The sequence below is a fragment of the Priestia sp. VA7 genome, assembly GCF_055710015.1.
On record NZ_JBVQPN010000003.1, the window covers coordinates 342,100 to 361,131 of the forward strand.

Here is a 19,032-nt window from a genome sequence, read left to right on the forward strand (position 1 = left end):
TTGTCACACAAGGAGGAATAGAGATATGTTACAAGGTAAAGTAAAATGGTTCAACGCTGAAAAAGGTTTCGGTTTCATCGAAGTAGAAGGACAAGACGATGTATTCGTTCATTTCTCTGCTATCCAAGGCGAAGGTTTCAAAACTTTAGAAGAAGGTCAAGAAGTTACATTTGAAATCGTTGAAGGCAACCGTGGACCACAAGCTGCTAACGTTCAAAAGTAATTTTTTTTATAAAGTTTAAGCCGATCAGCAGAACGTTTCTCTGGTCGTTCGTTAAACTAAACTGGGAGAAGGCCCCTTTTACAAAAGGGGTCTTTTCTTGTTCGCTTTTTACACCTTGTTGACGATTTCTTTGATTTTGTAGAAGTATTCAAATATGAAAAAAACTAGTCACGCAGTATAAAAAAAGCGTATAATGAAATGATGAAAATAGGAATTGTAGAGCAGAAAGGATTTTAAAACGTATGAACAACCAACTTCAAGAAACGATGGTCGATTCACGTCGTACATTCGCCATTATTTCTCACCCGGATGCCGGGAAAACAACGTTAACAGAAAAAATGCTGTTACTGGGCGGAATGATTCGTTCAGCCGGAACGGTTAAAGGAAAAAAATCAGGCAAGTTTGCTACATCTGACTGGATGGAAATCGAAAAACAACGTGGAATTTCGGTTACATCAAGTGTTATGCAGTTTGAGTATAAAGATCACTTTATTAACATCTTGGATACACCAGGACACGAAGACTTCAGTGAGGATACGTATCGTACCTTAACGGCTGTAGACAGTGCGGTCATGGTTATTGACGGAACGAAAGGGATTGAAGCACAAACGCTTAAACTTTTTAAAGTTTGTCGTATGCGTGGTATTCCTATTCTAACATTTATCAATAAATTAGACCGTGAAGGAAAAGAGCCGCTTGAGCTGCTTGAAGAAATTGAAGATGTACTCGGTATTGAATCATACCCTGTAACGTGGCCAATTGGCATGGGGAAACGATTCCAAGGAACGTATGACCGTTTTTCAAAACAAATTGAAGTATACCAAGGAAACAAAGAGTCCTATTTTGCAGACTTTGACGGTGAAAATATCGACGATGAAATTAAAAAACACGTCGATGAAATGTATTTACCAGGCTTAGTGGATGATTTATCTTTACTAGACGAAGCAGGTAATGATTTTTCAATTGAAAAAGTAAAGCAAGGCCTATTAACACCTGTTTTCTTCGGAAGTGCGATTGCAAACTTTGGTGTACAGTCTTTCTTTAATTCATTTTTACAATTAACATCACCGCCGCAGCCTCGTGAATCAACGAATGGCACCGTTCAGCCTACGGATGAAAACTTCTCAGGTTTCATCTTTAAAATTCAGGCGAACATGAACCCAGCTCACCGCGACCGCATTGCGTTCGTACGCGTATGTTCAGGGAAATTCGAGCGTGGAATGAACGTGACGTTAGCAAGAACGAACCGTAAAATGAAGCTAGCGCAGTCTCATCAGTTCTTGGCATCAAGCCGTGAAACAGTAGACACAGCGTATCCTGGGGATATCATTGGCTTGTATGACTCGGGTACGTATCAGATTGGCGATACCATTGTAGGAGAGGGAAAAGTATTCGAATTTGATGCTCTTCCAAAGTTCCCGCCTGAACTGTTTGTAAAAGTTCGTGCGAAAAATGCAATGAAATCTAAGCACTTTGAAAAAGGGATTAATCAGCTTGTACAAGAAGGAGCCGTACAGCTTTACCGTACGCCGTTCTTTGGAGATTATATTTTAGGAGCAGTCGGTGAACTTCAGTTCCAAGTGTTTGAACACCGTATGAAAGGTGAGTACAACGTCGATCTTGAATTCACGCGCATGTCTCATAACATTGCAAAATGGGTAGACAAATCAACAATTGAAGATCGCATGCTAGATTCTCGCGTGATGCTAGTAGAAGATCGTGATAAACATGCCGTTCTTATGTTTGAAAACGATTTTGTATGGCGTTTGTTCCAGGACAAATATCCATCTGTTAAATTCCTAGACCCGTTTAATCTATAAAAGAGTATAAAAAAAGGAAAACGATACATACTACTTTCATAAGTAGACAGTCGATTTTCCTCCTTTGCTTAAGAGTCAGTATTTACTGGCTCTTTTTTTAGTGAGCCACTGATTTTAAATTTAAAAGAATGACTCCTGCAATGATTAATACGATGCCAAATACCATCGTGAGACTGCCGCTTTCTTTCCAAATAACTACGCCAATCACAGCTGTCACAGCAGTTCCTACACCAGACCAAATGGCATACGCAACGCTGAGTGGAATGTGCTGAAGCGATGTGGAAAGCGCATAGAAAGCAAGACCAAACCCTAATAAAACACCAAGACTAGGCCAAAATTTTGTAAATCCGTTTGATGCTTTTAACATAGATGTACCAAATAACTCTGAACTAATAGCAATCGCTAAAAATAAATAGGCTTTCATCGAAAACCCTCCTCTGTTAATTTCCGAAGTTGTTGTTGAATCTGTTTTTGCATGTCTGGATCCACGGGTGCGAGCCCAAACATTTGACTGAACCATAATCCGTCAGCTGCTAGGCGCACAATGGTAGCAAGGACTGGATCAATGTCGTCTTGTTCAATGTGCTGCTGCCACTTTTCGTATTGCTTTTGAAAGTGCTGCAGGAGTTCAGGGTTGGTTGCAATACCTGCAAGTAACCCCGCGCTCATCACTTGTTCACGCTGAAGGTCATGAAGCGTCTCAGCAAGATAAGCCCGGCTCCATTTGCCAGGAGAATTGTCACGTTCAACTTGTACGTTTAGTCCGTCATCATATTTCTTTGTGACTGAATACAGCATTTGCTTAATCAATTCATCTTTTGAAGAGAAGTGATACAACAAACCGCCTTTACTGACGCCGGCTTCTTTTGCTACTTTTTCAAGCGTCAAATTTCCAACGCCGTCACGCTGTACAACCTGCGTAGCTGCAAGCAATATATCATCAAATGTAGACACACGAATTTCCTCCTTTTTGATTTTCCCTAGAATACTTTACCGTCTGGACGGTTTGTTTGGCAATACTTTTATTTCGAATTTCAAAAAAAAATTTTGTGCACACTAAAATATAAAGTATAAAAACAAAAATAAACGAGTAAACAAAGGGTTAATACCTTTACTATATGAAGAAAAACAAAAAATAAAGCCTGGGTATATGAAAGATAAAAGAAAGGTGTGAAGAAACCGATGAGGGATGTGTATCAAAGTTTTCAAGAACTATCACAGTGTGAACGAGCGGGAATTGATTACGAAATAGAATGTGTCATTCGCCGGAGAGAAATTGTCGTGCTTGCTATTCACGGAGGAACGATGGAAATTGGGACAGAAGAAGTGGCAGAAAAAATAGCAGAAAAGCTGAACGCAACGGTGTACGTATTTAAAACACTGAAAACAGAAAATCCGTTTGAATTGCATGTTACGTCTGCAAACTACGATGAAGAAATGGCGCGTCACCTCGTTAAAAAATCAGAGGTCACGATTTCTCTTCACGGTGCCTACAGCGACGTCTGCACAACTTATATCGGAGGAAGAGACGAAAAGTTAGAAAAAGCGGTGCGTCATGCACTCTCAGGTTTTCCGATCAGTGAAACGCCCGTGCATTTAAAAGGCGTTTCACCTCGAAATATCGCAAACGGCAATCAGCGGCATAAAGGACTGCAGCTTGAAATAACCACTCCGCAGTATGAACAATTATTACAGGATAATCAGCTGTTTAACGAGTATGTGAATGCGGTAGTATCGGCTGTGAACTCAGTGATGTAAAGATAAATTCAACAGCTTCCTGTATATTGGCTGCAATAAAGGCCGCTTGTACGTCAGCCCATTTTTCCCGTACATGTAACGTGTCGTGCCCAGCTCCTGTTAACACTAAAATACATTGTGCTCCTGCTGCATGGGCCGCTACGAGGTCTTTCCACCGGTCGCCAATCACGATGCAGTTAGCCAAATTTAAGCTGTGCTCCTCGGCTGCTTTTAACAGCATGCCCGGCCTTGGTTTGCGGCACGAACAATTGTCTGAATCTTCATGAGGACAAAGGTAAACATCATCAAATCCAAAAGCTAAAAGCTCAGAGATAAAGTCTGATTTCTTTACCTTTCCTTTTGTAATATCGGGCTGATTCGTAAAAGAAAACAGCGGAATGTTTTGTTTCTTTATGTCTATAATCGCTTGCTTTGCTTGGGGGAATAGCTGAAAATCACCCGGATATTGTATTTCATTACTGCCGCCAATCGTTCCGTCTCGGTCTAAAAATATTGCTTCAATCATATTCTTCACCTCTTTTTCTATCATAATATAAAACAGGATTAATTTGATAAAAAATTTGTTTTTTGAAAAAAATCAAAGAAATATGACTGTCTTTTTACTTCTCATCATATGGATAAGTTAAATAGAAGTGGTGAGGAGGGAAAGACAAGTGAACGAAGAATCGTTTTATTCACCATTTATAAGCGAAGACGGAAAGAAAAAAACAATTGGAGAAATTGAGTTTTCAGATGTGCAGCGCATGATGGAAAAACATTTAGAAGAAGGCTATCAGCTTGAGTTCAAGCGCGAAGTAAGCTCAACGGTCAAACGGAAAATCCCAAATATCATCGCTTCGTTTGCCAATGAAAAAGGAGGGTGGCTTATTTTTGGCGTAGATGAAGACGACCATTCCATTAACCTGCTCGAGCGCAAAGAATATGAGCTGTTTATTAATAATATGCTTAAAGATGTCACCAATCCCATTCCTCGTATCGTTACGCGTTTTTTATCACCTGAAGATCACTCCGGGCAAGGTGTTTTTGTTATTTGGATTCCCGAAGGTCCGAACCCTCCGTACATGTCTTACGGGAAAATTTACAGAAGAATTGGAAGCGGCACATCTCCCGTTACGGAAATCGATGATCGCTATCATTTAGATCGACTCTATCAAAAATCCGAGGATCAAACGCAGCGAATAGAGGAATTTTGCACAAAAGAACTGTCTATCTATAACAGAAAATGGCCGATGCACGGGAAAAGCTATATTCATTACGGGATGTGTAATATGTACGTGCTGCCACTATATGATTTGCATTTAGTTGAACAAATGGAAGAAGAACGGTTAAAACAATATATTTTAAGCAAGTCTAGCGAGCCAAAATACTATCGTTTGGACGACGAGAGTACGGTGATGCTGCATACACCGTTTGTTAAAGCCTCTTATTCAGCGGAATCCATCATTTTTCGAAGCACAGATGTGATTGATGCGTATGATAAAACAATTGCGTGGGAGCAGTTTTATAACGGATCAGCTAAGTTTCATATTCCTATTCCGTACATGGAAGAATCAAAACAAATTCATGACGTATTAAAGTCAAGTATTTCAAGCTACATCGATGAGACGATTTTTGAGCAGTTTCAATATATAAACGGACCCTTTTTTCTCACATCTTTAATCAGCTGCATCGGCGGATACATTGATTGTATGATGGAATTAAAAGCAGAGCTGGAAGATATGATTATTGTGATTGACTTAGAGAACGTTCGAAACGATGTGCTTTACTTTCCGCATGAGCAATTTCAAACATTTCTAGAAGAAGAAGGGCTCGTCTTTTCAGATAAAAAGCAATATCGATTTAATCGATCATTTAAAACAACAAAATTAGGAGAGAATCTGGAGCTTCTTGCCTACGTTGATTATATCGTGACAGCGTTTGGCCTTTCAAAAAATCAGTCCATTGACTTTCTTAAACACTCATTAAATCAAGAATAAACTATACAATTTTTTGACAATAACTAAAAAAATGACAAAAGTGAAAAAAAGTATGATAATATCTTTCGTAAGTAATGAGCAAGTAAAGAAGAGAAAGGGGACTCTTTTTTAGGGATGCCGTTGCTAGGTAGGGTTAAACATAAGGGGAGAAAAGGCAATGAAAAAAGCGACATCCATACTTCTAATTGTCCTAGCACTGGCTGGGTTAGGAGGAGTATGCGCTGCTTATTACCATTTGGAGCAGCAAAAGCAAACGGAAGAAATGACGTATGAACAGAAGTACATAACCGTAAGAAATGCATGAAAAAACCAGCCGATCGGCTGGTTTTTTTGGGGTTTCAAGTCATAGTAAGTAAAATAAAGATTTTGCTTGTTCAGTTTTTTTAAATAACTCCAATGATGTATAGACGCAAAATAGAAAGCCAACGCTTGAAAAAACAAAAAACAAGCGGAGAAAAGGGCGTTTTCTTTGAATGCGAAAGTACGTAAAAACAACGAGTGAACATACAAGCAGTACGCTCATAGCAGCAAATCGAATCGCGAGGTCTGCTAAATCATCAACCGTACGCTGAAACAATTTTAGCGTTTCATCATTCAAATCAGTCTCAGGAATGTTCGTTTTGTCTTGCTGATTTAACACCCCTACATCCCATTTTTCTCGACTATAATCATGAGAAACCGTGTAGTAAAACGGACCAAGCTTTTTTTCATCTGCACCGTCGTCAGCAAGTGCTGAAGCTGGGTGCATGAATGCTAGAACAAAAAATAAAAAGCTCCACTTTCTCATTACCAAAGCCTCTTTCTAACTCAGACTATCTCCCATTATAAACCAAAAAATTTTATGTTTCCATCATCCCTCTTTCCTATTTCCATTTCTATATATAAAGTGAAAGGGGGAATAAAAGATGGCAGAAAAAATTCAGCATTCAAGCCAGCTTCGCTTAGTATTAGAACAAGGAATAAAAGAGGATGGAAAACCCGATTTAAAGACAAAATCCTATATGAACATTCAGCCTGGAAGTTCTGCAGATGCACTCATTACAGCAAGTGAAACCATTGCCAGCCTGCAGTCACTGCCGCTTGTTGAAATCAACGAAGTTGTCACGTTTTCACTTTTAAAATAAGAAAAGAGGTAGAGTATGAAAACTTTAACGATGCAGTTTTTGAATGAGTCACAAAAAGCAGTAAGCCTATCGATTGAATCACCTAAAGATACGTTAGACGCGGCAGCCATTACAGCAGCAATGAACGCGCTGATCGCAAGCGATGTCTTTACTTCAAGCGGCGGAGCGCTCGTTTCCAGAAAAGGCGCTCAAATCGTCGAGCGAAATGTAACCGAATTTACGATTTAAAAATGAAAGTCCTTCCACTTCGGTGAGAAGGGCTTTTTTAAAAGGAGAGAGGAAGATGACAGAGTGGTTTACGCTTGTCTCAGACGTTGGTTTTCCCGTTGTGGTGACGCTTTATTTACTTCACCGAATTGAAGCCAAGCTCGATACAGTTGTGCTATCCATTCAGCATTTAACCGATGAAGTAAAAAAGTGATTATGACAATTGTAAGGCAGTTGTCATGGAAAAGTTGACGGATTTGACACCTCACACTACAATTGGTAGTGTGAGGTGTCAAATATGAAAATTGAAAAATTCAAATTTAACGAAACCGGCCTTAATCGCTTTTTTGGCCCGCTTGAAGCAAAAATTATGACGGCTTTATGGAACGGAAGTGAAATGTCCATTAAAGATGTGCAGCACGTGCTTGAGAAAGAAAAAGCAGTGAACTTCAACACCGTTATGACCGTTATGAATCGATTGGTGGAAAAAGGCGTGTTGCAAAAGCGTTTAAAAGGACGTACGTCGATGTATCAGCCGATTCTTTCTAAAGAGGAATTTATCGACGCTCAGTCGAAAGAGTTAACTCACGAATTGATCGACGAATTTGGCTCGCTTGCTGTTACTCATATGCTTGATGCGTTAGAAGAAGTTGATGATTCACTGTTAAGCATGCTCGAATCAAAAGTCAAACAGTTAAAAAAGGATGAATAATCAATGAATCAAGGAATACTAAAGCGTTCTAAGCTTATTTTTAACCTGTGCTTTTTTATTGCCGTGACGTTGCTTATGCAAATGGGCATGTATGTGCTGCATTTGCTGTTTGGATGGAATTTATCGTTTAACTTAATTTTACTTTGTAACAAAGTAGCCCACTTTTTTGGCTTGTTTTTTATTGAATACATGCTGAATGCGGTTATTTTTCATACGATGTTTGTACTGTTCATTAAAGCTGTAAAGCAAGTGATTCAAATGCGGAAAGTCCGTAAAATGATTACGAAGCTGCGAAATGAAACAACAACGGCTCACCTGCAAAAAGCGTACGGAAAGAATTTAACAGTTTTAACTACAGATCAGCCCATTGCATTAACAATGGGGTTGTTTACACCGCATATCGTTCTGTCTACAGGGTTGCTCTCGGTGCTTGATGAAAATGAACTAGAAGCTGTTATTTACCACGAGCAGTCACACGTTGCAAACAAAGATCCGCTCAAAACATTTTTACTAAGCACGCTTGCTTCTGCATTATGGTATATTCCGTTTATTAAATGGAGCCATAAACGTTTCAAAGTCATGCGTGAAGTGCTGGCTGATCAAGATGCCATTGTGAAAAATGGCACGTCTGCTCACATCGGCAGCGCCCTTTTAAAAATGGTTAAAACGGGACAGACAAGTCTTTCGTGTGCGCACGTATCGTTTGCTGATACGTCGGTTAATTATCGCATTCAATATATTTTAAATCCGGAAACGAAAATGCCGATGCAGCCTCCTGTCATTTTAACGCTGACGTCGCTATACGTGTTTTTTATTTTGTGTGCGCTAATTTTTACCGCTCTAACAGCTTTGTAAGTTTGTAAGAGAGAAAGAAAAGAAGGAGATGAGATTGTGTCAAAAGCAAAGAAAAAGAAAAAAGTAACGCCCAATCAGCAAACGTCCTCGAGCAAGTGGATTTTTTGGGTGATTGGAATTATTGCGGTCTGTATTTTAGGGTTAATCGTCCTTTCTAATATGTCAAAGGGCGGAGGAGATGAAAAGGCCGCTCTTACATATGATAATCAGCCGTATCTTGGAAAAGAGTCAGCTCCGGTAGAAGTGGTAGAGTTTGGAGATTACAAATGTCCGGCTTGTAAAAACTTCACGGAATCCTTTTTCCCGCTGATTCAAAAAGATTATGTAGATACAGGCAAAGTCAAATTCTACTTTATGAACTATGCGTTTATCAACAATGACTCATCTCGTGCAGCAGAGTTTGCCGAGACGGTATATAAAGAGCTTGGGAACGATACATTTTGGAAATTCCATGAACTTCTTTATAAAAAGCAAAACGCAGCGGATGAAAAGAAAGATGTCTTAACGGAATCTTACTTAGAAGATACGCTGAAAGAAGTATCTAGCGATGCCGATGCGAAAAAAGTAGCGAGTGCTTTTAAAGATGGAAAAGGAAAAGATGCGTTTGATCAAGATATGAAGACAGCCAATAACTTAAGCATCACGGGTACACCAACCATTTATGTAGGCGGCAAAAAATTCGAAGGAAAAACAATCGATGACTTTGATCAAATGGTCAAAGATGCGGCTAAGGAGAACAAATAATGAACAAGTCTTTGGTCTTCGGGTGGATTACAGCGCTTATCGCGATGCTTGGAAGCTTGACGTTTAGTGAAGTTCTTCACTTTATTCCGTGTGAACTTTGCTGGTATCAGCGAATTTTAATGTATCCGCTCGCGATTGTGCTAGGTGTAGCCGTGTATCGGAATGATACGTTCATCTACAAATACGTCCTGCCGTTTTCAGTGATTGGTATGACGCTTTCAGGCTATCATTATTGCCTGCAGAAGATACCGGCTCTTAAAGCATTTGAAACGTGTACAAGCGGTGTTCCTTGCTCAGGTCACTATATTAACTGGCTTGGATTTATCACCATTCCTTTTTTAGCGTTTATTGCGTTTACTATCATTACAATTATGATGCTTGTTCTTCGCAAGCAGGCGAAAAAAGCTTAACCTCCGGGTTAAGCTTTTTTGTATGGAAACAAAAAAAGTCCCGCTTCCAAGAAGCGGGTGCAAATAGGGTACATCTATGAAAAATGATGAAATTGTTTTGACAAGAACAGTATATAAAAGAAAAGTGAAAAAACGGTGAAAAGAGAAAAGCTTTTTTAAAAAATAAGGTGAAAAGATGCTTTTCTTACAAAAAAAGCCCCGCTCACAAAAAGCGGGGAATAAATAGGGGTCATTTATGAAAAATGATGAAATTGCTTTGACGAACTTAGTATACAAAAGAAAAGTGAAAAAACGGTGAAAAGATGGAAGCTTTTAGAAAAAATAAAAAAAGACCTGTTTTGGGGAAACAGGTCACTAGAAAGGGAGTAAAACTATGAAAAAATATGCTAATTGGCTTCGCAAGTACTATCCTATACCTTTATGGTGAAAAAATGATGAAAAGAGAAGCGGGATATAAAAAAAGACCTGCTCTGGGGAAGCAGATCTTCAAAAGGAGTAAAACTATGAAAAAAATATGCTAATTGGCTTCGCAAGTACTATCCTATACCTTTATGATGAAAAAATGGTGAAAAGAGAAGCGGGATATAAAAAAGACCTGCTTTGGGGAAACAGGTCTTTAGAAAGGGAGTAAAACTATGAAAAAAATATGCTAATTGGCTTCGCAAGTACTATCCTATACCTTTATGGTGAAAAGATAGTGGAAATGATATTAGGATATAGTTCCTATTTTTCCATATTATAGATTAATTTCTCTTTAATAGGGTATACGTACATTAGAATCGATATAAACTTAAAGAGCTGCCAGGGAGGTATATATATGGAAAAGAAACACGAAGCAACTGCAAATCAGCGCGTGGTTCATCGCACTCGAAATAGCTGGTCAGGCTTTTTGTTTGGCGTAGGGTTAGTTGCCTTTATTGATGAAGCAGTGTTTCATCAGCTGCTTCATTGGCATCATTTTTATGATAAGTCCTCAACGGCCGCTGGTTTAGTGTCGGACGGTTTGTTTCATGCATTCAGCTGGTTCGCTACAATTGCATCACTTTTTATAGTGGCAGATCTAAGGCGCCGAGGCGGCTGGTGGGTGAAAAGGTGGATAGGAGGAGTATTGCTTGGAGCCGGGGCGTTTCAGCTTTATGACGGGATCGTGCAGCACAAGCTTATGGGACTTCATCAAATCCGGTACGGAGTGAAGATTGCACCTTACGACATTACGTGGAATGTACTTGCATGTTTAATGCTGCTTATTGGCATCATTTTAACATGGTTTACACGTAAACAAGGTGCACATCATGATTAAATATGAAATATTGTCTCAGCTTTTATTAGCCCTGCCTTTTGCCGCTGCCTTTTTTTTATACATATGGGCTGCAGCGTCTTCGAATGCAACGTATAGAAAATGGTCATTATATAGGACGTCCAGCTGGACACTTGGTATTTTATGCGCCGTATCTTCTGTAGCCGGACCGCTCGCAGCCCGCGCTCATATGGACTTTACTGCGCATATGACGGGGCATTTGCTTTTAGGTATGCTAGCTCCGCTTTTAATGGCGTTAGGAGCACCTCTTACGCTGCTGCTTCGCACGCTTCCGGTTCATGCAGCCAGAAAAGTGTCAAAACTTTTAAAAGGGCGGTTTGTTCGGTTCATCAGCAGTCCGGTGACAGCTTCCGTTCTTAACGTAGGAGGACTTTGGATTCTTTATACAACAAGTCTGTATGGCATGATGCATCACTCTTTTTTCGTGCATGTCGCTCTACATATTCACGTGTTTTTAGCCGGCTATTTATTCACCGTATCGATGATTTCAATCGATCCTTCGCCGCATCAAAAAACTTTTACGCACCGGGCATCCGTATTGGTTTTTGCTCTTGCTGCTCACGGTATTTTATCAAAATATGTGTACGCTCACCCGCCTATGCACGTCTCGGCGGAAGGGGCGCAGCAAGGGGCTATGCTGATGTATTACGGAGGCGATTTAATCGACTTATGTTTAATTGTGCTTCTTTGTTATGAATGGTTTAAGCGGGTTCAAAAAGTATCTCTTACATAAAAAACGCGCAGAAAGCATGGTGCTTTCTGCGCGTTTTTTTAGTGAATGTTTCGTTTTTTAAAGCGTCCGCCGCGGACTTCGGTAATATCTGCAACGGCTAAAAAGGCAGTAGGATCAAAATCTTCAACAATGGTTTTTAGCTTTGATTCTTCAAGGCGCGTAATGATGCAGAAAATCACTTTTTTATCATCGCCCGTATAAGCACCTTCACCGTGCAAATAAGTAACGCCTCGACCTAGACGCGCATTAATCGCATCGCCAATGTCATCAGAATGATCACTAATAATCCAAGCTGATTTTGATTCTTCCAATCCTTCTACAACCGTATCAATGGCTTTAGCTGCAATGATGTAAGCAAGGATAGAATACATGGCGCGGTCCCACGTGAACACAAATCCCGCTGCTCCTAAAATGAAGAAGTTGAAAAACATCACAATTTCTCCTACGGAAAACGGAATTTTTTTACTGATTAAAATGGCAAGTATCTCCGTACCGTCAAGCGCTCCGCCGTAGCGAATTACGAGTCCAATTCCAATTCCGAGAATAATCCCTCCAAAAACGGTAGCAAGAAGAACGTCTGCGGTAAACGCGGGGACATCATGAAACATAGAAGTTAAGATGGATACAACCAGTATGCCAAAAATAGTGGAAAGGGCAAATGTTTTTCCCATTTGCTTGTACCCGATAAATACAAACGGAAGATTTAGTACAAAAAGAAAGATTCCTAGATTTACGCCAGTAATATGCGAAAGCATGATCGAAATACCGGTAATTCCCCCGTCGACAACGTGGTTTGGGACAAGAAAAATTTCAAGTCCTGTGGCCATGAGCAGGGCACCGATCGCAATGGCGAGGGCCCTACCAAATACCTGTCCCTTGGACAGCTTTCGGTGCTGAATTTTCGCTTTTTCGAGTTCTGTCATTTGCATGTCTCCTTTGATGCCTCATATGTATTTCTCACTTTAGAAAAGTGAAACTATCTTTAATTATACCTTACTATGCACAATTAGTGGGGATAGACGGCTTAATTACTCGTTTCACCATATAAAAAAAAGCCTGCTTTAGAGTCATAAGCAGGCTTTTTAAGGAGTAAAACGATGAAAAAAAGTATGATTGGCTTCACAGTTTTCACTATATAGAGGCTTGATGAAAAAATGATGAAAAAGCCAGCATGTGCGGTAAGAAAATCGGGGATACTAGTTAAAAAAGGCCAAAAGGAGATGACGAAATGAGCGTGTGGATGATGTATAATCACTTGATGCATTCGCAAATCTTTTTAAGCAGCGTAGTAATTAGCGGTATTCTTCTTGTTAGCGGAGGATTTGTGTACGGCAGAATAATGAGCAAAAAGTGAACCTAATATTGCCACGGATAGGTTGTTAATGGAAGATGCTCAATAGCTGCTTGGTTAATGTTATACTTGCTCCATAAGCTTAGCGTGGAGGTGTCAGCATGAGCAAGCATCATGATCTAACAGCATCATACGGAGAATCGTTAGTGACGTGTGAACATCAGTTTGAAGCTAGCTATTACTATCATCAAGTGCGTGAACAGTGCATGAATCGCATTCATGAAATAAGCAAAGCGGTAGATGAATTCACCGTTGATTTTACAGATGAAAGTTTGAAAATATTAGAGCTTCTTTACTATGATCTAGAAGACAGCAACTGCTTTGACTTTTTTTCAATGACAAAAGAAGAATTCGAAGAGTGTATGGGCGTATACTTTGGTGAAATGGTTACGTCAACTATTGACGAAGCGCGCTGGATTGTGAAAGAATATCCGCTTATGGAAAACAAGTATGTGACCGGAATTGACAAAGGGAATCTTTCACTCATGTTTCCTCACGGATTTTTTAACCATAAAGAGCGTCATCCAGAGTGCGTTTTTACTCTTTATCATTTATATAAACAGCTGCAAAAATAGGAAAAAGGTGAACGTAAGTTCACCTTTTTTATTGTCCCAGCTTTATGGGAATATAAATATCCATTTCATATGTATCACTATATAAATTGCTGTGTATAGCTGTATTTACAATTTCAAGAGCAGGACCTTCAATCATGCTGTAAGGAGAGTTCGGCAGCCATTCATTCCAGATGCTGTTGTACGTCGACCCGAGCGATGTAATGGGACCTCTGTGTTTAAACTGCAGGTATGTAAACGAAGGAAACGTATGAACGCTCATACCGTTTGGAATAAAAGCCGTATCAGCCACTTCTGTCCCTGCAATATAAAAATAATTTTCTTTTTTCGGAGCCATGCAAATGCCTGTAACCATATGAGGTTCTTTTGAAGAGCTAATCATTTCTTTTTCTTTAAGTATTTGCTTCAAAAGATTCTCTTTTTGATACTCTCCGTTTTTTGCTATGCCTATCACTGAAAATCCTTCTTTATATACAACTTTACCTTGCATAATCCACCTCGAATTTTTCAAGCTCTAGCTTTTATTCTATCAATCATAAATTACTTTACCGTGATTGTAACATAATCTTAAGTAGATATCGATGCAGAAAATGGAACATGATCAAAGCTTCAAACACACGCTTGGGATACTCTAATTATTACATAAAAACAGCGCCGGAATTCGCACGCTGTTTTTACGAATGCAACACTTTATTTATATAACGTTTACGAAGAGTAAATCCGGGAAACTCCTTAATATAAGTCAAAATGGTAGCTAAACCAGTAGTCGTCCTGCACATTCTTTGTGTTTGAAGCGACAATATGCTCATGACCTTGTTCGTCCGTGGCAATCCAGTTGTAGTTGATATCCATTTTAATCGGATACATATTGCCTTTTTTAAACAAAATAACGGGGGGAGTTACTTCAACAAACTCGTTTAGTTTTTTAACAACATCTTCTTTACAGCGAATTAGCTCCATGTCTTTTTCTCCTTCGGTGTTATTGCACAATCATATTTTTTGCGTTGTGCACAATATATAATTTAAAATAACAAAGGTAAGTTTAGCACATTTTACAAAAAACAGAGAAATAAAAAGGAGCAATATCGATGAATGAACAAATTTTATTAGCAGAACGCCCAAAGGGAATGCCAACAAAAGATACGTTTAAATACGAAAAAATTGAAATGCCTACAGCGAAAGAAGGCGAGGTACTTGTTCAAACACTGTACCTTTCTGTTGATCCGTATATGAGAGGACGCATGAACGATACAAAATCATATGTTCCTCCATTTGAGCTAAACGCACCGCTTGCAGGCGGCATTGTAGCACGCGTAACGGAATCAAAATCAGATCGCTTTAAAGAAGGCGATATCGTGACGGGTATGCTTCCATGGAAACGCTATTCAGCTGCAGAAGCAAAAAACTTACAGAAAGTTGATCCAGAGCTAGCGCCAATTACAACGGCTATCGGCGTTCTTGGTATGCCTGGTCTCACAGCTTACTTTGGACTGCTTGAAATCGGTCAGCCAAAAGAAGGCGAAACAGTAGTCGTTTCCGGTGCAGCAGGTGCTGTTGGATCTGTTGTTGGTCAAATCGCTAAAATTAAAGGCGCACGTGTTGTCGGCATCGCAGGTTCTGAAGATAAAATTGCTTATTTAAAAGATGAGCTTGGATTTGATGAAGTGATTAATTATAAAAAAGGAAATGTAAAAGAAGCGTTGAAAGAGGCGTGTCCTAATGGCGTTGATGTTTACTTTGAAAACGTCGGTGGAGAGATTTCAGATGCAGTTGTTAGCTTATTAAATAAATTTGCGCGCATACCGCTTTGCGGCCAAATTTCACTGTATAACTTAGAAAAACAAGATGTTGGACCGCGTGTTCAAACACCTTTATTAATTAACAGTGCGTTAATGAAAGGCTTTATCGTAGCCGACTATGCAGACAAATTCCCTGAAGGCATTAAGCAGTTAGGGGAATGGGTGCAGCAAGGAAAAATCAAGTACAGCGAAAACATTGTAGAAGGTTTTGAAAATGTACCTGAAGCGTTCCTTGGTTTATTTGAAGGAGCAAACTTAGGAAAACAGCTTGTAAAAGTAGCAGAATAAGCGTAAAAAACCGTGCAGGATTATTCCCGCACGGTTTTTTTACATAGTTGAAGCCGTTTGTTGTTTCGCTTCTTCTTCCATATGTTCACCAGTTCGTTCGATTGGCGAGCGTTTGTGATAGCGTCCAAGCAGTCCTGTCATGATGAAGATACCGATTAACGAATAAAGAACTTGAACTACGCCGAATACCACTGTTGCAGAGCCTACAATCAACACATCTGTCAAAAGCATTGTTTTACCTGGATTAATGCCAAAGCGTTTATCAAGAAACACGCATAGCATGTTGATTCCGCCAAGAGAAGAGCCGTGGCGAAACAAAAAGATCAGTCCAATGCCGACAATAATGCCGCCCACAATCGCAGCTACAAGCGGATGCGGAAGCGCAAACGAAAAGTTGGCAGCTAATAAATCCGACATCACTGACATCAGGCTAACGCTGATGAAGCTTTTTATCGTAAATTGCAGACCAATTTGCGTAAGAGCCATAAAATAAAATGGTAAATTGATGATAAAGAACAATACCCCAAATGAAATACCGGTTAAATGCTGCAGGACGATTCCAAGTCCTGCTGTTCCGCCGATAACGAGGTTAGAAGCGGTTAAAAATTGAATCCCGATGGCAACGCACAAACAGCCAAAGGTAATCCATCCCCATTGTTTTACGTGATTCATATCTCCATCCCCTTTTGTATATTTATACAATACTTTCGATAGAAAACACCGTCATTTAATTCACAAAATCTATTTTACTATATATCTTTTCAAAAAAAAGCACTTTTGTGAGAGAATCTAACACAAGATTAAAAGTTAGATAATTCAGATTTATTAAGTTTTTTTGAAGCGAATGAGCGATAAACCAATATGTTTCTAAAAAAAGATTACAAAGAAAGAATGAGAAAAACGGATTTTGGAAAATGTATAAACAAATATTTGGATAATGGTTAAAAAAAGGGAGAAAAAAATAATTAAAACGAACAATTTTAACTAAAATTAAAATATAATTCGGATTTTTATTGATTTTATGTTTAATTGAGGTAATATGTAACATTATTAGCATAAAAATATGTAGAGATGGAAGTGGATGCGAAATGAATAAGAAATTATCAGCGTTGACAGGGGCGGGTGTACTTGCTTTTTCATTGACGGCATGTGCCCCTCAGCAGGAAAAAGAAGTGTCTGCTGAGAAAAAAGAACCCGCTCAACACCTAGCTGATCAGCAAATCATGGCCGATGCTTGGTACCAAACATCCGGCGAAATGAAAGCTTTGTATTACCAAGGCTATAATACTGGAAAGCTTCGTTTAGAGGAGGCGCTTGCAAAAAGTACCGATAAAAAGCCTGCCATTATTTTGGATTTAGATGAAACCGTGCTTGATAATAGCCCCTTTCAAGCTTCAGCAATCAAAACCGGAAAAGGATTTCCTTATAAATGGGATGAGTGGGTGCAAGCAGCAAAAGCGAAAGCAGTACCAGGTGCTGTTGAATTCTTGACGTATGCGGATCAAAAAGGTGTAGATATTTACTATATTTCGGGCCGTACAACTTCTCAGCTTGAGGCAACAATTAAAAACCTAAAGAATTTACATATTCCTCAGGCAACCAAAGACCATGTGCTATTAACGGGTCCAAAAGATGAAGGAAAAGAAACGCGCCGTCAAAAAGTAGCGACAAATCATAATGTAGTCCTGCTGTTTGGTGATAACTTATCTGATTTTAGCGGCTTTGATAAAAAGTCCATTACTGATCGAAATAAGCTTGTAGAAGAGCAAAAAGAAACGTTTGGCCAAAAGCTAATCGTATTTCCAAATCCAATGTATGGAGACTGGGAAGGAGCTATTTATAACTACGACTACTCAATTTCGGACAAACAAAAAGATAAGCTTCGCCGCGAACAGCTTCAGTATTTCAACTAAAAAAAAGAGGCTGGGACAAAAGGGTTTTAACCCAAGTGAAAAACGAACGATTGATCAGCATGTGATCAACCGTTCGTTTTTTTGTTATGGTGAATATAGTTTCATCTGTCTTGTTCCTTCTAGCAGGTGATTGGAGGGCAAGGTTAAGACTCCTGCGGGAAAAGCGGAACAGGTGAGACCCCGCAGAAGCGCAAGCGACGAGGAGGCTCAGCGGCCGCCCGCGGAAAGCGAAGCCTTGCGCGGAAATCAACTGCGGTGTCATAAGCGGTTCAGTTCAAGTATCTCATTTGTTCGTCTTTAGGCTGGATTCATTTCGTTATGTCTTCAACCTCTTTTTAATTTTTCCAATATAGTCAGTTCAAACGATAGCTTGTCCAAATGATCCTGCTTTTTAAGAAAGAAGCCAAGGAGCATAAGGAGCTTGCTTCCACTCGTGTTTTAACATGCCATAAATCACAAGGTCATGGTAGTGATCATATAGGTATTCACCTTCTCTGCAAATACCTTCTTCTGTAAAACCTAGACGCGTAGGGATGGCTTTACTTTTTTCGTTATTAACACCGCAGCGTATTTCGACTCGATGAAGGTTTAACGTATTAAATGCATAATTCAGGCATCCGTGTACGGCTCTTGTCATAATACCTTTTCCTTGAAAATCATGTCCAATCCAATAGCCGAGACTTGTACTTTTGTTTCCCCAATTAATTCCGTGAAAACCAATCATCCCGGCGATTTCTCCGTAGTACCGAATGATGGCCTGGAATCCTTGGTTATTATAATATTGAGCTCTCCATTCAGGGATGAGTTCATCGTAGTCAGCAATACTTTGCATGCTATCTACCCATGGGAGCCATTCTTTTAGGTAAGGTCTTGACTCGTTAATAAGAGAAAGCAAGGGGAAAGTGTCAGTTGATTCAATCAAATGCAAACTAACTTCGTCATCAATTTTGTATTCAAACATACGAAAGCCTCCTGTGATGATGGGCCTGCTGAGATAAGCGTAGCGTGTAGGCAGTTCTAACATCTAGTTTTTCTTTATTCTACCACAAGTAACAGAGAGAAGAGCGAGGAAGTTTAGGCTACAAGTAAATAACGCATAAAGCCGATAGGATTTTAATGATTAAAAAAATTAATAATTGAAAGCACTTTTATCAATATTTTTACAAAAAAGAAGCATATACAGTGATACAATGGAAGAAGAGATAAGGCGTTGTATGTATACATACTTT

At 39.4% G+C, this 19,032-nt stretch carries 27 protein-coding genes; 18 read left to right on the top strand and 9 right to left on the bottom strand.

Going from position 1 to position 19,032, the window contains the following annotated elements:
- The first annotated feature begins 25 nt into the window (after positions 1–25).
- Together cspD and AC0C45_RS14405 are read left to right on the top strand one after the other, a co-directional pair.
- Complete coding sequence (cspD, locus tag AC0C45_RS14400) at positions 26–223, top strand: cold-shock protein CspD (protein WP_013057877.1); 198 nt, start codon at positions 26–28, stop codon at positions 221–223.
- Between the two features lie 242 nt (positions 224–465).
- Entirely contained in the window at positions 466–2,043 is a 1,578-nt protein-coding gene (locus AC0C45_RS14405; protein WP_016764821.1) for a peptide chain release factor 3, read from the top strand.
- A 97-nt stretch (positions 2,044–2,140) separates the two neighbouring features.
- On the opposite strand, the gene AC0C45_RS14410 is transcribed toward AC0C45_RS14405, so the two are convergent.
- Together AC0C45_RS14410 and AC0C45_RS14415 are read right to left on the bottom strand one after the other, a co-directional pair.
- Complete coding sequence (locus AC0C45_RS14410; RefSeq protein WP_013057875.1) at positions 2,141–2,467, bottom strand: DMT family transporter; 327 nt, start codon at positions 2,465–2,467, stop codon at positions 2,141–2,143.
- Positions 2,464–2,997 carry a TetR/AcrR family transcriptional regulator gene (locus tag AC0C45_RS14415; protein ID WP_013083934.1) on the bottom strand — a complete coding sequence of 178 codons (534 nt, stop codon included), beginning with the start codon at positions 2,995–2,997 and terminating at the stop codon, positions 2,464–2,466. The genes AC0C45_RS14410 and AC0C45_RS14415 overlap by 4 nt, the downstream gene beginning before the upstream one ends.
- A 228-nt stretch (positions 2,998–3,225) precedes the next feature.
- Here AC0C45_RS14415 and AC0C45_RS14420 point away from each other — a divergent pair, with 228 nt between their 5' ends.
- Positions 3,226–3,801 carry a poly-gamma-glutamate hydrolase family protein gene (locus AC0C45_RS14420; RefSeq protein WP_128820283.1) on the top strand — a complete coding sequence of 192 codons (576 nt, stop codon included), beginning with the start codon at positions 3,226–3,228 and terminating at the stop codon, positions 3,799–3,801.
- Here the strand turns inward: AC0C45_RS14420 and AC0C45_RS14425 are convergent.
- Positions 3,752–4,306, bottom strand: coding sequence for an HAD-IIIA family hydrolase (locus tag AC0C45_RS14425; protein WP_016764818.1), 555 nt, complete (start codon positions 4,304–4,306; stop codon positions 3,752–3,754). The genes AC0C45_RS14420 and AC0C45_RS14425 overlap by 50 nt on opposite strands.
- Before the next feature lie 148 nt (positions 4,307–4,454).
- On the opposite strand from AC0C45_RS14425, the gene AC0C45_RS14430 reads away from it, so the two are divergent.
- Positions 4,455–5,777, top strand: a complete 1,323-nt coding sequence (locus AC0C45_RS14430) for an AlbA family DNA-binding domain-containing protein (RefSeq protein ID WP_016764817.1) — start codon at positions 4,455–4,457, stop codon at positions 5,775–5,777.
- 157 nt (positions 5,778–5,934) lie between these two features.
- The gene (locus AC0C45_RS14435) at positions 5,935–6,081 is read left to right on the top strand and encodes a hypothetical protein (protein WP_013057870.1); all 147 of its coding nucleotides are present in this window, start codon (positions 5,935–5,937) and stop codon (positions 6,079–6,081) included.
- Positions 6,082–6,120: 39 nt separating this feature from the next.
- Here the strand turns inward: AC0C45_RS14435 and AC0C45_RS14440 are convergent, their stop codons facing one another.
- Positions 6,121–6,564: a hypothetical protein gene (locus tag AC0C45_RS14440; RefSeq protein ID WP_013083930.1), complete on the bottom strand. Its 444-nt coding sequence runs from the start codon at positions 6,562–6,564 to the stop codon at positions 6,121–6,123.
- A 118-nt stretch (positions 6,565–6,682) separates the two neighbouring features.
- On the opposite strand from AC0C45_RS14440, the gene AC0C45_RS14445 reads away from it, so the two are divergent.
- The 9 genes from AC0C45_RS14445 to AC0C45_RS14485 all read left to right on the top strand — a co-directional run bounded on the left by AC0C45_RS14445 (position 6,683) and on the right by AC0C45_RS14485 (position 11,880).
- Entirely contained in the window at positions 6,683–6,901 is a 219-nt protein-coding gene (locus AC0C45_RS14445) for a DUF1659 domain-containing protein (RefSeq protein ID WP_013057868.1), read from the top strand.
- A 15-nt stretch (positions 6,902–6,916) separates the two neighbouring features.
- Positions 6,917–7,129, top strand: coding sequence for a DUF2922 domain-containing protein (locus AC0C45_RS14450; protein WP_034650620.1), 213 nt, complete (start codon positions 6,917–6,919; stop codon positions 7,127–7,129).
- Between the two features lie 55 nt (positions 7,130–7,184).
- Positions 7,185–7,322, top strand: a complete 138-nt coding sequence (locus AC0C45_RS14455; RefSeq protein WP_013057866.1) for a YvrJ family protein — start codon at positions 7,185–7,187, stop codon at positions 7,320–7,322.
- Positions 7,323–7,406: 84 nt separating this feature from the next.
- The gene (locus AC0C45_RS14460; protein ID WP_013057865.1) at positions 7,407–7,820 is read left to right on the top strand and encodes a BlaI/MecI/CopY family transcriptional regulator; all 414 of its coding nucleotides are present in this window, start codon (positions 7,407–7,409) and stop codon (positions 7,818–7,820) included.
- Between the two features lie 3 nt (positions 7,821–7,823).
- The gene (locus AC0C45_RS14465; RefSeq protein WP_013083927.1) at positions 7,824–8,675 is read left to right on the top strand and encodes a M56 family metallopeptidase; all 852 of its coding nucleotides are present in this window, start codon (positions 7,824–7,826) and stop codon (positions 8,673–8,675) included.
- A gap of 36 nt (positions 8,676–8,711) precedes the next feature.
- Positions 8,712–9,419: a DsbA family protein gene (locus AC0C45_RS14470; protein ID WP_047932016.1), complete on the top strand. Its 708-nt coding sequence runs from the start codon at positions 8,712–8,714 to the stop codon at positions 9,417–9,419.
- A complete protein-coding gene (locus tag AC0C45_RS14475; protein ID WP_237892549.1) occupies positions 9,419–9,829 on the top strand; it encodes a disulfide oxidoreductase in 411 nt (136 codons plus the stop codon). The genes AC0C45_RS14470 and AC0C45_RS14475 overlap by 1 nt, the downstream gene beginning before the upstream one ends.
- Positions 9,830–10,646: 817 nt before the next feature.
- Positions 10,647–11,129 (top strand): DUF2243 domain-containing protein, encoded by a 483-nt coding sequence (locus tag AC0C45_RS14480; RefSeq protein ID WP_047932017.1) that lies wholly within the window; start codon positions 10,647–10,649, stop codon positions 11,127–11,129.
- Positions 11,122–11,880: a cytochrome c oxidase assembly protein gene (locus tag AC0C45_RS14485; protein WP_257061992.1), complete on the top strand. Its 759-nt coding sequence runs from the start codon at positions 11,122–11,124 to the stop codon at positions 11,878–11,880. The genes AC0C45_RS14480 and AC0C45_RS14485 overlap by 8 nt, the downstream gene beginning before the upstream one ends.
- Positions 11,881–11,918: 38 nt before the next feature.
- Here the strand turns inward: AC0C45_RS14485 and AC0C45_RS14490 are convergent, their stop codons facing one another.
- Positions 11,919–12,803 carry a YitT family protein gene (locus AC0C45_RS14490; RefSeq protein ID WP_237892547.1) on the bottom strand — a complete coding sequence of 295 codons (885 nt, stop codon included), beginning with the start codon at positions 12,801–12,803 and terminating at the stop codon, positions 11,919–11,921.
- Positions 12,804–13,108: 305 nt separating this feature from the next.
- Between AC0C45_RS14490 and AC0C45_RS14495 the strand changes: the two genes are divergently transcribed.
- Together AC0C45_RS14495 and AC0C45_RS14500 are read left to right on the top strand one after the other, a co-directional pair.
- Positions 13,109–13,234 carry a hypothetical protein gene (locus tag AC0C45_RS14495; protein ID WP_257061993.1) on the top strand — a complete coding sequence of 42 codons (126 nt, stop codon included), beginning with the start codon at positions 13,109–13,111 and terminating at the stop codon, positions 13,232–13,234.
- 98 nt (positions 13,235–13,332) lie between these two features.
- On the top strand, positions 13,333–13,806 hold the full coding sequence (locus AC0C45_RS14500) for a hypothetical protein (RefSeq protein ID WP_472928228.1): 474 nt from the start codon (positions 13,333–13,335) through the stop codon (positions 13,804–13,806).
- 28 nt (positions 13,807–13,834) lie between these two features.
- On the opposite strand, the gene AC0C45_RS14505 is transcribed toward AC0C45_RS14500, so the two are convergent.
- A complete protein-coding gene (locus AC0C45_RS14505) occupies positions 13,835–14,293 on the bottom strand; it encodes a GyrI-like domain-containing protein (RefSeq protein ID WP_013083918.1) in 459 nt (152 codons plus the stop codon).
- Between the two features lie 242 nt (positions 14,294–14,535).
- A complete protein-coding gene (locus AC0C45_RS14510) occupies positions 14,536–14,763 on the bottom strand; it encodes a hypothetical protein (protein WP_016764806.1) in 228 nt (75 codons plus the stop codon).
- Between the two features lie 128 nt (positions 14,764–14,891).
- Here AC0C45_RS14510 and AC0C45_RS14515 point away from each other — a divergent pair, with 128 nt between their 5' ends.
- Complete coding sequence (locus AC0C45_RS14515) at positions 14,892–15,890, top strand: NADP-dependent oxidoreductase (protein ID WP_034650639.1); 999 nt, start codon at positions 14,892–14,894, stop codon at positions 15,888–15,890.
- Between the two features lie 39 nt (positions 15,891–15,929).
- Here AC0C45_RS14515 and AC0C45_RS14520 read toward each other — a convergent pair whose 3' ends face one another.
- Positions 15,930–16,562, bottom strand: a complete 633-nt coding sequence (locus tag AC0C45_RS14520; RefSeq protein ID WP_013083915.1) for a YitT family protein — start codon at positions 16,560–16,562, stop codon at positions 15,930–15,932.
- 416 nt (positions 16,563–16,978) lie between these two features.
- Here AC0C45_RS14520 and AC0C45_RS14525 point away from each other — a divergent pair, with 416 nt between their 5' ends.
- Positions 16,979–17,803, top strand: a complete 825-nt coding sequence (locus AC0C45_RS14525; protein WP_237892545.1) for a 5'-nucleotidase, lipoprotein e(P4) family — start codon at positions 16,979–16,981, stop codon at positions 17,801–17,803.
- A 391-nt stretch (positions 17,804–18,194) separates the two neighbouring features.
- Here AC0C45_RS14525 and AC0C45_RS14530 read toward each other — a convergent pair whose 3' ends face one another.
- Complete coding sequence (locus AC0C45_RS14530; RefSeq protein ID WP_472928229.1) at positions 18,195–18,764, bottom strand: GNAT family N-acetyltransferase; 570 nt, start codon at positions 18,762–18,764, stop codon at positions 18,195–18,197.
- Positions 18,765–19,032: the final 268 nt, after the last annotated feature.

Excerpts from the sequence above, each read along its gene's own strand:
- cspD (WP_013057877.1), top strand. The coding sequence starts at position 26 with ATGTTACAAGGTAAAGTAAAATGGTTCAACGCTGAAAAAGGTTTCGGT.
- AC0C45_RS14405 (WP_016764821.1), top strand. The coding sequence starts at position 466 with ATGAACAACCAACTTCAAGAAACGATGGTCGATTCACGTCGTACATTC.
- AC0C45_RS14410 (WP_013057875.1), bottom strand. The coding sequence starts at position 2,467 with ATGAAAGCCTATTTATTTTTAGCGATTGCTATTAGTTCAGAGTTATTT.
- AC0C45_RS14420 (WP_128820283.1), top strand. The coding sequence starts at position 3,226 with ATGAGGGATGTGTATCAAAGTTTTCAAGAACTATCACAGTGTGAACGA.
- AC0C45_RS14425 (WP_016764818.1), bottom strand. The coding sequence starts at position 4,306 with ATGATTGAAGCAATATTTTTAGACCGAGACGGAACGATTGGCGGCAGT.
- AC0C45_RS14435 (WP_013057870.1), top strand. The coding sequence starts at position 5,935 with ATGAAAAAAGCGACATCCATACTTCTAATTGTCCTAGCACTGGCTGGG.
- AC0C45_RS14440 (WP_013083930.1), bottom strand. The coding sequence starts at position 6,564 with ATGAGAAAGTGGAGCTTTTTATTTTTTGTTCTAGCATTCATGCACCCA.
- AC0C45_RS14445 (WP_013057868.1), top strand. The coding sequence starts at position 6,683 with ATGGCAGAAAAAATTCAGCATTCAAGCCAGCTTCGCTTAGTATTAGAA.
- AC0C45_RS14450 (WP_034650620.1), top strand. The coding sequence starts at position 6,917 with ATGAAAACTTTAACGATGCAGTTTTTGAATGAGTCACAAAAAGCAGTA.
- AC0C45_RS14455 (WP_013057866.1), top strand. The coding sequence starts at position 7,185 with ATGACAGAGTGGTTTACGCTTGTCTCAGACGTTGGTTTTCCCGTTGTG.
- AC0C45_RS14460 (WP_013057865.1), top strand. The coding sequence starts at position 7,407 with ATGAAAATTGAAAAATTCAAATTTAACGAAACCGGCCTTAATCGCTTT.
- AC0C45_RS14465 (WP_013083927.1), top strand. The coding sequence starts at position 7,824 with ATGAATCAAGGAATACTAAAGCGTTCTAAGCTTATTTTTAACCTGTGC.
- AC0C45_RS14475 (WP_237892549.1), top strand. The coding sequence starts at position 9,419 with ATGAACAAGTCTTTGGTCTTCGGGTGGATTACAGCGCTTATCGCGATG.
- AC0C45_RS14480 (WP_047932017.1), top strand. The coding sequence starts at position 10,647 with ATGGAAAAGAAACACGAAGCAACTGCAAATCAGCGCGTGGTTCATCGC.
- AC0C45_RS14485 (WP_257061992.1), top strand. The coding sequence starts at position 11,122 with ATGATTAAATATGAAATATTGTCTCAGCTTTTATTAGCCCTGCCTTTT.
- AC0C45_RS14490 (WP_237892547.1), bottom strand. The coding sequence starts at position 12,803 with ATGACAGAACTCGAAAAAGCGAAAATTCAGCACCGAAAGCTGTCCAAG.
- AC0C45_RS14495 (WP_257061993.1), top strand. The coding sequence starts at position 13,109 with ATGAGCGTGTGGATGATGTATAATCACTTGATGCATTCGCAAATCTTT.
- AC0C45_RS14500 (WP_472928228.1), top strand. The coding sequence starts at position 13,333 with ATGAGCAAGCATCATGATCTAACAGCATCATACGGAGAATCGTTAGTG.
- AC0C45_RS14505 (WP_013083918.1), bottom strand. The coding sequence starts at position 14,293 with ATGCAAGGTAAAGTTGTATATAAAGAAGGATTTTCAGTGATAGGCATA.
- AC0C45_RS14510 (WP_016764806.1), bottom strand. The coding sequence starts at position 14,763 with ATGGAGCTAATTCGCTGTAAAGAAGATGTTGTTAAAAAACTAAACGAG.
- AC0C45_RS14515 (WP_034650639.1), top strand. The coding sequence starts at position 14,892 with ATGAATGAACAAATTTTATTAGCAGAACGCCCAAAGGGAATGCCAACA.
- AC0C45_RS14520 (WP_013083915.1), bottom strand. The coding sequence starts at position 16,562 with ATGAATCACGTAAAACAATGGGGATGGATTACCTTTGGCTGTTTGTGC.
- AC0C45_RS14525 (WP_237892545.1), top strand. The coding sequence starts at position 16,979 with ATGAATAAGAAATTATCAGCGTTGACAGGGGCGGGTGTACTTGCTTTT.
- AC0C45_RS14530 (WP_472928229.1), bottom strand. The coding sequence starts at position 18,764 with ATGTTTGAATACAAAATTGATGACGAAGTTAGTTTGCATTTGATTGAA.